The sequence below is a fragment of the Bradyrhizobium sp. 147 genome (assembly GCF_023073935.1).
Classification (GTDB): domain Bacteria; phylum Pseudomonadota; class Alphaproteobacteria; order Rhizobiales; family Xanthobacteraceae; genus Bradyrhizobium.
In genome coordinates this window covers 198794-213075 of sequence record NZ_JADPKL010000042.1, presented here as the reverse complement: position 1 = coordinate 213075, position 14282 = coordinate 198794, and the positions used below count along the sequence as shown (strand labels likewise).

Genomic DNA, 14282 nt, shown 5'->3' with positions numbered 1-14282 from the left:
GTCAGTCCACAAATGGTTCGACGATCGACCGCTTGCCGAGCAGGAAGGCATCGGCGACGAGACGCAATGGCGCCAGGTCAACATCGCTCGCGCCGGTCGCAGCGAGATCGACGAAGCGCCGGTACAGCTCCCGATATTCCTCATCGGGCGCCTCGGCAACGGTCTTGCCGTCGATCGCCATCCGCCTGCCACCACCGGACAGCGTCAACTGGCCCTGATCGGTTTCCACGAGGATATCCCAGCTCTGCGGCCCGGTCTGGCGGAAGTCGAATTCGGCACTGATAGGCAGGCCGTCGATGTCAGTCAGCGTCAGGTTCGCCGCGATCGGTGCCTGGCAGTTGGCCGGAAAGGCCAGCTCGGCCGCGGTGACGAACACGGGTTGCGGAAGGATTGTGGTCAGGATCGACAGCGCATTGATGCCGGGATCGAACACGCCGAGGCCGCCCGGCTCCCAGATCCAGCCCTGCCCGGGATGCCAGACGCGGACGTCTTCCTTCCAGCTGATGTGCACGGTGGCGATGCGGCGCTCGGCGAGCCATTGCCGCGCCGGCTCGACCGCCGGCGCGTAGCGCGAATGCCAGGTTGCAAACAACGTCCGCTTCGCCGCCGCTGCCATCGCGATCAGCGGATCGAGCTCGGCGACGCCGGTGCCGGGCGGCTTCTCCAGCATGACATGCTTGCCGGCGGCGAGCGCCGCGGCCGCCTGGGCGCGGCGCACCTGCGGCGGCGTGCAGAGCGACACTGCGTCGATCGGCGGCCCCTTCTCCAGCAATTCCTCGATGGTGGCGAAATGCGGCAGCCCCGGCAGCGAGGCGCTGCGGCTGGCGACAGCCGCGAGCGTCGCATCCGGTGTCGCGGCGATTGCATCGAGGTGCTGGTCGCGCGCGATCTTGCCGAAGCCGACGATGGCGATGCGAAGTTCGGTCACGCTTGCTCTCCAGTATTCGCAGGTGGCAGCGGATCCGCCGGCGCGGCCTCGATCACAGTGTGTTCGTGCCGGCTCATGCCGTTGTGAATGACGTAGACCATCGCCTCCGAGGCGCCGTCAGCATCCCCCGCTGCAATGGCATCGACGATCTTTTGATGCCAGAGCAGCACGGTGTCGCGGTCCTCCGGCGCGACCGGGGCGCTCAGCAGGAACGAGGCGCGCAGCGCTGCCTCGATGACATGCCCGATCGAGCGCATGAACAGATTGCCGGAGGCGCGCGCCACCCCAACATGGAGCGCGAGGTCGGCATCGGCAAAGCCGACGGAGTCCGACGCTTCAAGCCGCATGCGATCCATGCAGCGACGGAGCTCAGCGACGTCGTCTTCGGACCGGTGCATAGCTGCGAGAACGGCGGCGCGCGGCTCGACGGCGAGACGGATCTCGGCGAGGTCGTTGAGGAAGCGCTTGTCGATGCCGGCGTCCAGATGCCAGGCCAGCACGTCGGCGTCGAACATGTTCCAGGCGCCGCGCTCGCGCACGACGGTGCCGACGCGCGCCTTGGTGGTGAGCAGCCCCTTGGCCACCAGCGTCTTGACGCTCTCGCGCAGCACCGGCCGCGACACGCCGAACATCGCGATCATCTCGGCATCGCCGGGCAGCCGCGTTCCCTCCGCATAGCGGCCGGCGATGATATCGACGCCGATCGAGCGGGCCACCTCCGCATGGTTGGAGTGGGCCCGCCGCGTCGGGATGACGACGATGCGTGAGGTCATGAGGTTGCTCCTGCACTCTTCCTCACCGGCCGTCGTGCCAGCGCGACCAGTCCCTGCTGCAAGGCGATGAAGGCGAACAGCAGAATGCCGGTCGCGATCTTGGTCCACCAGCTCGACAGCGTGCCGTCGAAATTGATGTAGGTCTGAATCAAGCCCTGGATCAGCACGCCGAGGAAGGTGCCGATCACCGATCCCTGGCCGCCCGTGAGCAGCGTGCCGCCGATCACGACGGCCGCGATGGTATCGAGCTCGACGCCGACCGCGGAGAGCGAATAGCCGGCGCTGGTGTAGAAGGAGAAGACAATGCCGGCGATGCCAGCGAGCAGGCTCGACAGCATGTAGATCTTCACCGTCATCTTGCCGACTGCAACGCCCATCAGGCTCGCGGTGGCCCGGCTGCCGCCGAGCGCATAGACATTGGCGCCGAAGCGGGTGAGATGCAGCAGCAGGGCGCCGCCGATCACGATCACCAGCATGATGATCGCGATGGCCGTCAGCCGTCCGCCGCCGGGCATCCGCAGCGCGAAGTCCGACATGGTGGAGTAGACCGGCGCGGTGATCGGTACCGATTCCGTCGAGAGCAGGAAGCTCGCACCGCGCGCGAGGAACATGCCGGCGAGCGTGACGATGAAGGGCGGCAGGTCGAAGACGTGGATCACGGCGCCCATTGCAGCCCCGAACCCTGCCGATAGTACGAGGATGGCGACGAAGGCCACCAGCGGCGGCACGCCCCAGCGCTCGATGGCCAGCGCCACGAACACGGTCGTGAAACCGATCACCGAGCCGACCGAGAGATCGATGCCGCCGGAGATGATGACGAAGGTCATGCCGGTCGCGACGATGCCGAGAAAGGCGTTGTCGGTGAGGAGATTGCCGACCACGCGGGTCGAGGCAATGTTGGGGAATTGCATCGCGCAGAGCGCAAAGCCGGCGACCAGCACGATGGCGGTGATGAGGACGGGCGGCAGGCCTTTCATGCTTTGGACCTCCGCAGTCGCGCGGCTGTCCCGGCAATGCCGGCGAATTTCGGCGATTGCAGCAAGAGCACCGCGAGCACCACCACCGCCTTGACCAGCAAATTGAACTCCGGCGGATAGCCGGACAATAAGATGCCGGTGTTCATGGTTTGGATGATCAGCGCACCCAACACGGCCAGTACCAGGCTGAAGCGGCCGCCGAACAGCGAGGTGCCGCCGATCACGACCGCGAGGATGGCGTCGAGCTCGAGCCAGAGGCCGGCATTGTTGGCATCCGCACCCATAATATCAGCGGCTGCAATCACGCCCGCGAGCGCGGCGCAGACGCCGCACCAGACATAAACCGACAATATCATGGCGCGCGTGCCGACGCCGGCGAGCTCGCTCGCCCGCGCATTGCCAGCGGTCGCCTCGATCAGCAGCCCCAGCGCCGAGCCGCGCACCACCGCGCCGGTGAGGATCAGCATGCCAAGGGCAATCGCGACCGGCACCGGCAGGCCGAGCACAGCGCCATTGCCGAGCCACACCAAATCGGGCGAGGAGAAAGTTACGATGCGCCCCTCGGTAATCAGCTGGGCGATGCCGCGGCCCGCCACCATCAGGATCAGCGTCGCCACGATCGGCTGCATGCCGAGCACGGCGACGAGGAAGCCGTTCCAGAGGCCGCAGACGAGTCCGGCACCAAGCGCAGCCCCCAGCACGATCGGCAGACCGTGGCTGTCGGCGAGGCTCGCCGCAATCGCGCCCGAGATCGCCATGACCGCACCCACCGACAAATCGATGCCGCGCGTGGCGATCACCAGCACCATGCCGAGCGAGAGCAGCGCCACCGGCGTGCCGCGGTTGAGCACGTCGATCAGGCTGCCGAACAGCCGGCCGTCCTGAAGACGCAGGTCGAAGAATTGCGGCGACACCACGCGATCGACCGCCAGGATGACGATCAGCGCGAGGATCTGGGCAAGGCCGCGGCGCGGCAACAGCGCTGTCATGCCCGCCCCTCATGCGCGATCGCGGCGCCATCGGCGGCGATGGCCGCGAGAATGCTGCCGACGTCGATCGCCTCGCCCGCGAGCTCCTCGACATGGGCGCGGTCGCGCAGCACCACGACGCGATCGGAATAGGTCACGATCTCATCGAGTTCAGAGGAGATCACGAGCAGTGCCAGCCCATCGTCGCAGAGTTCGCGGATCAGGCGGATGATCTCGGCATGCGCGCCGACATCGATGCCGCGGGTCGGCTCGTCCAACACGAGCAGCCGCGGCGAGGTCGCAAGCCAGCGCGCCAGCAGCACTTTCTGCTGATTGCCGCCGGAGAGCAGGCCGACCGGGCGTTCGGCATCTGCCGGGCGGATGTCGAGCATCTTGACGTAACGACGCGCGATCTCGTCCTGCTCGCGCCGCGACAGCGGCCGATGCAGCCCGCGCTTGGCCTGGAGCGCGAGCACGATGTTCTCGCGCACGCTGAGCTCGGCGACGATACCGTCGGTCTTGCGCTCCTCCGGGCAATAGCCAAAGCCGTGGCGGACACCGTCGCGCGGCGACTGGAGCCGCACCGGTGCGCCCTCCACCGTCGCCTGGCCGCGATCGGCGCGTTCGGCGCCGAACACCAGCCGCGCCGTCTCGGTCCGGCCCGAGCCGAGCAGGCCGGCGAGACCAACGACCTCACCATGTCGCAGCTCGAGATTGAACGGCGCGACGTAGCCGGCTTTGCCGTAATTCTCGAAGCTCGCGCAGATCTCGCGCGCCTTGTGCTCAGTGGCAGACGCCCGTGCGCGGGTGGTCTCGGCCAGCTCGCGGCCGAGCATCATCCGGATCAATTCCAGCCGCGGCAGCGAAGCGGTTTCGCGCTCGCCGACCAGGCGGCCGTTGCGCAGGACGGTGATGCGGTCGGAGATCTCGTAGACCTGGTCCAGGAAGTGGCTGACGAAGACGATACCGATGCCACGTTTGGCGAGCTGGCGCATGATGCCGAAAAGGATGTCGACCTCGTGGCGGTCGAGGCTCGCGGTCGGCTCGTCCAGGATCAGCACGCGCGCGGAGAGATCGACGGCCCGCGCGATCGCGGTGACGTGTTGCACGGCGACAGAATAGCTGCCGAGCGGCGCGGCGACATCGATATCGAGGCCAAAGTCCGCGAGCAAGGCGTTGGCGCGGCGACGCATCTCGCCCTCGCGGACAATGCCGAAACGCATCGGCTGGCGGTCGAGAAACAGATTTTGTGCCACCGAGAGGTTCGGCAGCAGGTTGACTTCCTGGTAGACGGTGGCGATGCCGGCCTGAAGCGCCGCCTTGGCCGAGCGCGGCGCGACCTCTTCACCGCCGAGCCTGACGATGCCGGTATCGCGTGGGAACACGCCGGTGACCGCCTTGATCAGCGTGGATTTGCCGGCGCCGTTCTCGCCGAGCAGCGCATGGATCTCGCCGGCGCGAAGCGTGAAGTCGACCTCTTGCAACGCTCGCACAGCACCGAAGCTTTTGCTGATCCCGCGCACCTCCAGAAGGGCCGGAGCAGGATCGGGGCTGTTCTCCATGACAACGTCACTCCCGGCAATGCCCGCTAACGATGCGGTCACCCAGCCTATCGTTCGCGCAGCAGATTCGAAGCGCGCGGTCGGACCGCAAGACGCGGTCCGACCGGCATCCGCCTCAGTAACCGAGGCCCTTCTTGCTGTCATAGATCTTCTGCGGATCGTCGGCGGCGGTATAGAGCTTGGATTCGGTCTGGATCCACTTCGGCGGAACCGTGCCCTTGTCCTTGAAAGCCGCAATCGCATCGAGCGCGGGGCCGGCCATGTTCGGCGTCAGCTCGACAGTCGCATTGGCCTCGCCCGCGGCCATCGCCTTGAAGATATCGGGGACGGCATCGATGGAGACCGTGAGAATCTCCTTGCCGGGCTTGAGGCCGGCTTCCTTCATCGCCTGGATCGCGCCGACCATCATGTCATCATTATGCGCGTAGACCGCGCAGATCGACTTGCCGCCGCCTTCGGCCTTGATGAAGCTCTCCATCACCTCCTTGCCCTTGGCGCGGGTGAAGTCGCCGGTCTGGCTGCGCACCACCTTCAGGTTCGCGTGCTTGGCGATGGCGGTGTCGAAACCCTTCTTGCGGTTGGCGGCGACGCTCGCGCCGACCGTGCCCTGCAATTCGACGATGTTGCAGGCTTTCGTCCCCACAGTCTTGGCCAGCCAGTCGCCGGCCACCTCGCCTTCGTGCACGCTGTCGGAGGTGACAGCGGTGAGATAAAGATCCTTGCCCGAGGGATCGATGTCGCGGTCGAGCAGCACGACCGGGATCTTGGCCTCCTTGGCTTCCTTCAACACCGAATCCCAGCCCGTCGAGACGACAGGCGCAAGGAAGATCGCATCGACATTCTGCGCGATGAAGGAGCGGATCGCCTTGATCTGGTTCTCCTGCTTCTGCTGCGCGTCGGCGATCTTGAGATTGACCTTTCGCTTGGCGGCTTCCTGCTTGGAGACCGAGGTCTCGGCCGCGCGCCAGCCGGATTCCGATCCGATCTGCGAGAAGCCGATGGTGAGCTCGGCGGCATTCGCCGGCAGGGCGAGCAGCAACGCGGTCGTGGCGCTGGCCGCAAAGAGGGCTTTGAGGGTCATCAGGCGTGTCTCCCAAGATGTTTATCTGGGGGCGCAGGTTGGTAGCATGGCACCCGCAGGCCAGCCTTCGAGCCAGCGACAGGCACTATTTCACGGAAATCTAGCCCCGTATAGTCATATTATTTTACTATTGGGATGAAGGAGGAGGGATGCGGGCTTTGCGCAGACGACACGCTCAGCGGGATTTTGTTCCGCCGATACAACGGGTAGATGAAGGAAATTATACGGCTCGGCTGCCGCCGCCGGGCCTGTGCGGACCATCCACGCCTGACCCACCGGGACAAAGGACGTGAATGCCCGGGATAAGCCCGGGCATGACGACCTTCTGCAAATTCGCTTATGCGAAATCGAAACGCAGGGGCGCTAAATCAGCTTCCGCTGCGCCAGGTTCTTCATCAGCGCACCGATTCCAAACGTCCACGGCTCGCACTCGTCGCTGGTGCGCATGCGGTTGACGAGCTTGCCGAGCTGGGGCGCGGCGATCGTGACGATGTCATCGCGCTTGTGGGTGAAGCCCTGTCCCGGCGCATCGCGATCCTCGACGGGAGCGAACATCGTGCCGAGGAACAGCACGAAACCATCTGGATATTGATGCACCTTGCCGATGGTCTGTTCGACGAGATCTGTCGGATCGCGGCTGATCTTGCTGATCGAGGAATGGCCGTTGAGGACGAAACCGTCCTGTCCCTTGACGTTCAGACTGATGTCCAGCTTGCGCGCATCGTCGAGCGAGAACGTATCGTCGAACAGGCGCAGCAGCGGGCCGATCGCGCAGGAGGCGTTGTTGTCCTTGGCCTTCGACAACAGCAGCGCCGAGCGGCCCTCGAAGTCGCGCAGGTTCACGTCGTTGCCGAGCGCGCCGCCGACGATTTTGCCGCGGCTCGAGACGAACAGCACGAGCTCCGGCTCGGGGTTGTTCCAGGTCGATTTCGGATGCAGGCCCGCATCCATGCCCGTGCCGACCGACGACAATGTCGGCGCCTTGGTGAAGACCTCGGCATCGGGACCGATGCCGACCTCGAGATACTGGCTCCAGGCGTTCTGGTCGATCAGCACCTGCTTCAGATGCATCGCCTGGTCGGAGCCGGGCTTGAGCTTCGAAAGATCATCGCCGATCAGCCGCGTCACTTCTTTGCGGATTGCTTCGGCCGAAGCCGGATTGCCCTTGGCGCGCTCCTCGATCACGCGCTCCAGCATCGAGATCGCAAAGGTGACGCCGGCGGCTTTCAGAGTCTGGAGGTCGACGGGAGCAAGCAGCCACGGTTTTTGAGGATCGCGCTGGTCCGGCGGCGTATTGGTGACGATCGCCTCGAGATCGCCGATCCTCTCACCCTTGGCCGCCCTAAGCGCGTTGGCTGGATCGTCCGCTTCGCAAAGCGTACTGATGGTGGGAAACTCTGCGGTAACATCGAAGACGCCGTCACCACGTACAGCGACGACGGCGGGGCCATTCACCTGCGGCAGCCAGACGCGGCCGGCCAGCGTTCCCCGCGTGCCGTCCTCGGGGAGAAGGTCTTTAACCGTTAATGTCGTCATGGCCGCGTCCTCGCTGTTTTCGGATCGGCCGCGTTGAACGCTGGCCGGTCACATTAGCGAAGACCAATAAACGTCTGGCGCGGGATGTCCAGAGAGGCGGCACGCGCTGTCACTTGAACCAATGCACCAGTGCAATGCTGACGCCAAGCAACAGCATCAGCGACAGCGTCACGGCTGCTGTCACCCTGCCCCCGACATTCGCCAACACGCGCACGTCGACGCCGAGGCCGAGGGCGGCCATGGAGACCACGGTGAGAAAGCCGGTGATCTTCGTCACCGGTCCGACCACCGTGGCCGGCACGATCTCCAGGGAGCGCAGGGTCGCCAGCGCGAGGAAGCCGAGGATGAACCACGGCACAAGCCGAAAGAAGCCGACATTGGTCTTCTTGGCATCGCTGTGCCAGCGCGAGGCAACCAACGAGAGGCCGACGACGACCGGCCCAAGCATCAATACGCGCATCAATTTCACGAGCGTGCCGATTTGCGTGGAGACGAGTCCGGCCGGCACCGTCGCCGCCAGCACCTGCGGGACCGCATAGACGGTCAGGCCAGCGAGAATGCCGTATTGCGTGGCGGACAATTGCAGAAGCGGAATCAACAGCGGCAGGCCCAGCACCATCATCACGCCCAGGATGGCAGTGAAGGAGATGGAGGATGCGATCTCGTCGTTATTGGCACCTATGATCGGCGCCACAGCCGCAATCGCCGAATTGCCGCAGATCGAATTGCCGCAGGCGATCAGGATCGACAGCCGTGTCGACAGTCCGAGCATGCGGCTGAGCCCGAAGGAGACGCAGAGCGCGATCACGACGACGGCCGCGATCGACGCGAGCAGCGCGATGCCTGAGGCGGCAATGGCGGCAAAACTGATGGAGGCCCCCAACAGCATGACCGCGACTTCGAGGAGCTGTTTGGCGCTAAAGGCGATGCCGGCCTGCCAACGCGGCGCGGGCTTCCAGAAGCTGCGCAAGGCCATCCCGAGCAGGATCGCCATCACCAGCGCCTCGACATAAGGATGCTCGAAGACGCCGAGTTCCGCCCGCTCGAGCAGCGCCGAAATACCGGCGACCAAAACGCAGAGGAGAATGCCGGGAATCAGTGCCGCAATACGGCTCGCGGCGGTGGCCGGTTTGGCATCGGCCGGGCTGGATGCTTGATTCTGCGACACAAATCTCTCCCAGAGGAGAAGATTTATACGCAGCGCGCTTCCGTTGGGAAATAAGTTTTCGACATATCAGGCCCGAGGGAGATTCTATCCTCAGCCCGGAATAATCGGCCCTAGAAAATCAGGCTCTTGGCCAGCGAAGCGACGCGGCTGAAGCCGTCATAGATGCCGGGCTCGAAGAAGGCAGCGCGGGCAAGCACGATACCCGCAATCAGCGACCAGAACAGGCCGGTGCCGGCCCGCAGCAGAAGCTTTGACGTACGCGACCGCGGCTGGGTGTCCGTCGCGGACACCAATTGCTCGCCGAAGGGTTCAAATCCGGTACGTTCCATGGCTCTGGCCAACCCATCAAATTCTGATGGGAATGTCGTCTTTTCGGCCCCAAACGGCAATGGAAGCGATTGGCGTTTTTGCCCTCCGGAGGGAAAACTCCTTCCGTTCGACAACCCCGGCACAATAGTTTTCTTCTTCGGCCTATTGAGACACCGGCGGGCTACAGGGCCAGATACCTGCGCCGGATCGCCTCATTGGCCTTCAGCTCGTCGATTCCGGCGGCATAGACGATCTGGCCCTTGTCGATGATCGTGGCGTGACTCGCCAGCCCCAGGCAGAAATGCATGTTCTGCTCGGCGATCAGCACCGTCGATCCGAGCGAACGGAGCTGCCGCAACAATTCGCCGATCCGTTGCACGATGATCGGCGCGAGGCCCTCGCTCGGCTCGTCGAGCAGCAGGAGCGCGGGATTGCCCATCAGCGTGCGCGCGATCGCGAGCATCTGCTGCTCACCGCCCGAAAGACGCCCGGCGATGCGATTGCGCAGCGGCTCCAGAAGCGGGAAGACCTCGTAGATGCGTTTGATCGGCCACTCGTCCTGGCCCTCCGGTCCCTTCTTCTTCCCGATGACCAGATTGTCCTCGACCGTGTGCTCCGGAAAGATCTGGCGGTCCTCCGGCACGAAGCCGAGGCCGGCGCGCGCGATGGTGTGCGGCTTCAGGCCCGAGATCACCGCGCCGCGCAGGTTGACCCTGCCCCTCCGCGGCGGCGCCAGCCCCATGATTGCCTTCATGGTCGTCGATTTGCCGGCGCCATTGCGGCCCAACAGCGCCATGGTCTCGCCTTGCCGCACCGACAGATTGACGCCGAACAGGATCTGGCTGGTGCCGTAATAGACATCGAGATCGGCGACTTCGATGACGGCTGCGTTCATGCCGCAGCTCCCGCATGCTCGGTGCCCAGATAGGCCTCGATCACCGCGCTGTTGTTGCGGATCTCGTCGGGCGTGCCGGTGGCCAGGATGCGGCCGTAGCAAAGCACGACGATTTTTGGCGCGATCTTGAACACGATGTCCATGTCGTGCTCGATGAAGACGACGGTGATCTTCTGCGTCTCCCAGAGCTCACGCACCTTGTCGATCATGCGCCAGCGCTCCTCCGGGCCCATCCCGGCGGTTGGCTCGTCCAGCAGCAGCACCTTTGGATCGAGCACCAGCGCGAGCGCGATGTCGAGCAGCTTCTGATCGCCGTGCGACAGCGTCGCGGCGGTGCGATGGCGTTTGCCGGCGAGGCCCAGCAGCTCCATCACATGCTCAGCGCGGTCGCGCGTCTCCGGCAGCGGAAAGCGCTTGTGCAGCACCGCCGAGGTGCGCTGGTCGGCGCTGACGGCGGCGAGCATGGTCTCCTGCACGGTGAGCGATTTGAAGATGCTGGCAACCTGGAAGGCGCGGCCGATACCGTGGCGCACGATCTCCGGTGGCGAGCGGCCGGCGAGATCGACGCCGTCGAGCAGCACCTGGCCGGAATCCGGCCTCAAGGCGCCGGTGATCAGGTTGAAGAAGGTGCTCTTGCCGGCGCCGTTCGGGCCGATCACCGCGGTCAGCGAGCCGTCGGGGAAGTCGAGCGAGACGTCGTTGGTCGCCTTCACGCCGCCGAACGATTTTGCGAGGTTGCGGATCTCGAGCATCGCTAGCGCCCCTCGCCAGCGTCGCGCCGCTGCGCAAGCCATTCGGCGGCGAAATCCAGGAGACCTTTGCGCAGGCCCAGCGCGAAGAACAGGATGACGACGCCAAGCACGATGCCGTGATACTCGGTGAAACGTGTGACGGTATCGTTGAGCAGAAGCAGCAGCGCGGTGCCGACCATCGGCCCGAGGAAGGTCGAGACGCCGCCAAGCATGTTGATGAAAATGCCCTCGCCCGAGATCGTCCAATAGGCGAATTCCGGATAGGCGCCGGACACGAACAGCGCCATCACCATGCCGCCCATCGACGCGAACAAAGCCGCCAGCACGAACACGGTGAGCTTGGCGCGCCAGACGTCGATGCCGACGAAGCTCGCGCGCGCGGCGTTGTCGCGGATCATGCGCAGCGTGTAGCCGAACGGTGATTGCGCGATCTGGCGCATCGCGAGCAGGCCGAGAATCAGCAGCGCGCAGCTCGCGACATAGAGATGGACGTGATTGGCAAGGTCAATTCCGAGGAACGGCGGTCGCGGAATGCCGCCGCGCAGACCCTGGTCGCCGCCGGTGAAGGAGGCCCAGGACAAAATGGTCGAGTGGATCAGCATCTGGAATGCGAGCGTCACGAAGGCGAAGTAAATCTCCTTCAGCCGCACGCAGATGGCGCCGATGATCGCGGAGACCATTGCGGTGATCGCCAGCGTCGCGACGAAGGCGACGGGAATCGGCACGCCGAGCTTCTGCATGATGAGGCCAAAACTGTAGGCGCCAAGCCCGAAGAACATGCCGTGGCCGAACGAGGTCAGGCCGGTATAGCCGACCAGCAGATTGAGCGACGTCGCAAACAGGCCGTAGGCCGAGCAGCGGATGACGAAATCGAGCAGGGCCTTGCTGCCGGTGAAGAGCGGCAGGCTCGCCAGCACGGCAAAGGCGATCAGCGCGATCAGGACGTCACGGTAGCGTCGCAGTACGGCACCGCTGCGCACCGGCGCCAGCGTTTCGGCGCGACCGGCCTCGAGCTCGGTCATACCGCCTCCCTGCCGAACAGGCCGGTAGGTTTGGAGACCAGCACGATCACCATGAAAAGATACATCAGGCCTTCGGTAAACAGGGGAAAGCCGAGCGAGCCGAACGAGCGGATCAGCCCGAGCAGCAGCGCGCCGATCAGCGCGCCCAGGATCGAGCCCATGCCGCCGATCACGGTGACGATGAAGGACTCGATCAGCACGGAAAATCCCATGCCCGGCGTCAGCGACCGCACAGGAGCCGCGAGCGCACCGGCAAGACCCGCCAGCATGCCGCCGAGCGCGAACACGCCGCCATAGATCAGGCCGGTGTTGATGCCGAGCGCCGAGACCATGCCGGGATTGTGCGCGGCCGCGCGGATCACCTTGCCGATGCGGCTGCGCGACAATCCTATACCGAGCACGACGGCCGCAAGAAGCGCGACACCGATCAGCAATAGATAATAAGGCGGCACCACGCCACCGGCGATGAATAGCGGCATCACCTGGAACGCGGACGGCATGCCCATCGACTTGAACTCCGGTCCCCAGATGATGCGCGCGACATCGTCGAAGATCAGCACGAAGGCATAGCAGACAAGCAGCTGCATCAGCACGTCGGCGCCATAGACGCGGCTCATGAAGACGCGCTCGAAGATCAGGCCGAGGATCGCGGTGCCGGCCGCGCCCGCCAGCATGGCGAGCGCAAAACTGCCGGTGAGCTGGTAGGCCGTCATCGCGAAGTAGGCGCCGAACATGTAGAAGGCGCCATGGCTGAAATTGACGACCTTGAGCACACCGAAGATCAGGGTCAGCCCGACCGCGACGAGAAACAGAAGCATGCCGATGATGAGGCCGCTGGTGGTTTGCGTCACCAAGCAGGCGGAGCTGGCGAGGCAGCCGGCGAGCGCGTCGAGATCCACGAGAGCACTTTCATTGCGGCGCGCCTGATACGGCGCGGAAAACGAAAACGGCGGAGAGGGTCCCCCCTCTCCGCCGCGGCGTTAGGTGTAGCCCTTGCTCTTCTTCCATTCGGCCTCTAACTCGAAGATGGTCTTCCAGTCGCCGGCCTTGACCTCCGGTACATACGGCTCCTGCGGGATGGTGGTGCCCCAGCCGATGGCGTAGCCGACCAGGGTGTGGTCGTCGCCGCGCATCGTCACGGTGCCGTCGGCGCCGAACGGACACTTGATGGTGAGGCCCTTCAGCACCTCCGCGATCTTCTTGCCGTCGGCGGAGTTCGCCTTTTTCGCGGCTTCACTGAGGAACATCACCGCGGTGGCGTTCTGCCACGACCAGTTGGTCGGATACTCGTTGTACTTGGCCTTGTAGGCATCCCCCCAGGCTGCGTTCTCCGGCGTGGCCGGGAACGTCTTGATGTAGCGATTACCGGAATGGATGCCCTTCGGCAGGTTCTTCACCACCGTGAGCGCTGTGTAGTCGGCCATGTTGACTGCGAACACCTCCATCTGGCTGAACATCGCGTAGATGTTGGCTTGGTCGATGTAGGAGGTGAGATCGCCGCCCCAGAGGCAGGAATACAGCGCCTGCGGCTTGGCCTGGAGGATCTTCGTCACCACTTCGGTGTAGTCGGGCTGGAACAGCTTTGGCCAGGACTCGCTGACGATTTCGACCTCGGGCGCAAAGCGCTTCAGATACAGTGTGAACTCTCCGGTGGTATCGCGGCCGTAGGCGTAGTCGGGCGAACACGTCGCCCACTTCTTCAGGCCCTTGGCTTTCGCGATCGAGGCGGCATAGCTGCCGCCGACGATGGAATCGTGGATGCCCTGGCGCACGCAGCGGAACGCATTCGGGATGTGCTGCTTGGGATCGGCCGTCAGCGAAGATGCTTCCGAGCAGGTGTGGACGCAGAGCACGCCGAGATCGCGCGCGACTTCATGCACCGCGAACGATCCGGAGGACGCCTCGCCGTCGAGCAGCAACTCGCAGCCGTCGGTGTTGACGAGTTCGCGCGCGACGCGCGCGGCTTCCTGCGGCTGGCCCTTGGAGTCGCGGATCACCATCTCGATCTGCCGGCCGGCGAGGCCGCCGGCGGCGTTGACCTTCTCGACCTCCAGCATCACCGCATTGCGCGAGGACGTGCCGAGCTGCGCGACACGGCCCGACAGGATCGTCGGCATGCCGATCTTGATGGTCTTGGCTTGCGCACGCGCCACCCAGGGCGCGGCAAACGTTATCGCGCCGGCGCCCATCAGCGCCAGCGTGGAACGGCGGCTGATGCCCGGCGTGCGGGTTCTCATCATTTTCCCTCCCTCTTTCGGGTCGGCGTGTCCTGATCCCTGCCGGAGATCGTCTCGTCTCCGTGATCCCAAGG

At 64.8% G+C, this 14282-nt stretch carries 14 protein-coding genes; all 14 read right to left on the bottom strand.

The window, feature by feature from the left end:
* Position 1: 1 nt before the first annotated feature.
* A complete protein-coding gene (locus tag IVA87_RS10320; RefSeq protein ID WP_247306188.1) occupies positions 2–928 on the bottom strand; it encodes a Gfo/Idh/MocA family oxidoreductase in 927 nt (308 codons plus the stop codon).
* Positions 925–1701, bottom strand: coding sequence for a FadR/GntR family transcriptional regulator (locus IVA87_RS10315; RefSeq protein WP_247306190.1), 777 nt, complete (start codon positions 1699–1701; stop codon positions 925–927). The genes IVA87_RS10320 and IVA87_RS10315 overlap by 4 nt, the downstream gene beginning before the upstream one ends.
* Positions 1698–2678: a galactofuranose ABC transporter, permease protein YjfF gene (gene yjfF / locus IVA87_RS10310; protein ID WP_247306192.1), complete on the bottom strand. Its 981-nt coding sequence runs from the start codon at positions 2676–2678 to the stop codon at positions 1698–1700. The genes IVA87_RS10315 and yjfF overlap by 4 nt, the downstream gene beginning before the upstream one ends.
* A complete protein-coding gene (locus IVA87_RS10305) occupies positions 2675–3667 on the bottom strand; it encodes an ABC transporter permease (protein WP_247333478.1) in 993 nt (330 codons plus the stop codon). Before IVA87_RS10305 ends, yjfF begins: the two co-directional genes overlap by 4 nt.
* Positions 3664–5208 (bottom strand): sugar ABC transporter ATP-binding protein, encoded by a 1545-nt coding sequence (locus IVA87_RS10300; RefSeq protein ID WP_247306194.1) that lies wholly within the window; start codon positions 5206–5208, stop codon positions 3664–3666. Before IVA87_RS10300 ends, IVA87_RS10305 begins: the two co-directional genes overlap by 4 nt.
* A 115-nt stretch (positions 5209–5323) precedes the next feature.
* Entirely contained in the window at positions 5324–6289 is a 966-nt protein-coding gene (gene ytfQ, locus IVA87_RS10295) for a galactofuranose ABC transporter, galactofuranose-binding protein YtfQ (RefSeq protein ID WP_247278231.1), read from the bottom strand.
* 363 nt (positions 6290–6652) lie between these two features.
* Positions 6653–7825, bottom strand: coding sequence for a fumarylacetoacetate hydrolase family protein (locus IVA87_RS10290; protein WP_247306196.1), 1173 nt, complete (start codon positions 7823–7825; stop codon positions 6653–6655).
* Positions 7826–7934: 109 nt separating this feature from the next.
* On the bottom strand, positions 7935–8993 hold the full coding sequence (locus IVA87_RS10285) for a putative sulfate exporter family transporter (protein WP_247306198.1): 1059 nt from the start codon (positions 8991–8993) through the stop codon (positions 7935–7937).
* 110 nt (positions 8994–9103) lie between these two features.
* The gene (locus IVA87_RS10280) at positions 9104–9322 is read right to left on the bottom strand and encodes a hypothetical protein (protein WP_247306200.1); all 219 of its coding nucleotides are present in this window, start codon (positions 9320–9322) and stop codon (positions 9104–9106) included.
* Positions 9323–9483: 161 nt separating this feature from the next.
* Complete coding sequence (locus IVA87_RS10275) at positions 9484–10197, bottom strand: ABC transporter ATP-binding protein (protein ID WP_247306203.1); 714 nt, start codon at positions 10195–10197, stop codon at positions 9484–9486.
* The gene (locus IVA87_RS10270) at positions 10194–10949 is read right to left on the bottom strand and encodes an ABC transporter ATP-binding protein (RefSeq protein WP_247306206.1); all 756 of its coding nucleotides are present in this window, start codon (positions 10947–10949) and stop codon (positions 10194–10196) included. The genes IVA87_RS10275 and IVA87_RS10270 overlap by 4 nt, the downstream gene beginning before the upstream one ends.
* A gap of 2 nt (positions 10950–10951) precedes the next feature.
* Positions 10952–11971 carry a branched-chain amino acid ABC transporter permease gene (locus IVA87_RS10265; RefSeq protein WP_247306209.1) on the bottom strand — a complete coding sequence of 340 codons (1020 nt, stop codon included), beginning with the start codon at positions 11969–11971 and terminating at the stop codon, positions 10952–10954.
* On the bottom strand, positions 11968–12870 hold the full coding sequence (locus tag IVA87_RS10260) for a branched-chain amino acid ABC transporter permease (RefSeq protein ID WP_247306212.1): 903 nt from the start codon (positions 12868–12870) through the stop codon (positions 11968–11970). The genes IVA87_RS10265 and IVA87_RS10260 overlap by 4 nt, the downstream gene beginning before the upstream one ends.
* A gap of 81 nt (positions 12871–12951) precedes the next feature.
* The gene (locus IVA87_RS10255) at positions 12952–14211 is read right to left on the bottom strand and encodes an ABC transporter substrate-binding protein (protein ID WP_247306215.1); all 1260 of its coding nucleotides are present in this window, start codon (positions 14209–14211) and stop codon (positions 12952–12954) included.
* Between the last annotated feature and the right edge of the window lie 71 nt (positions 14212–14282).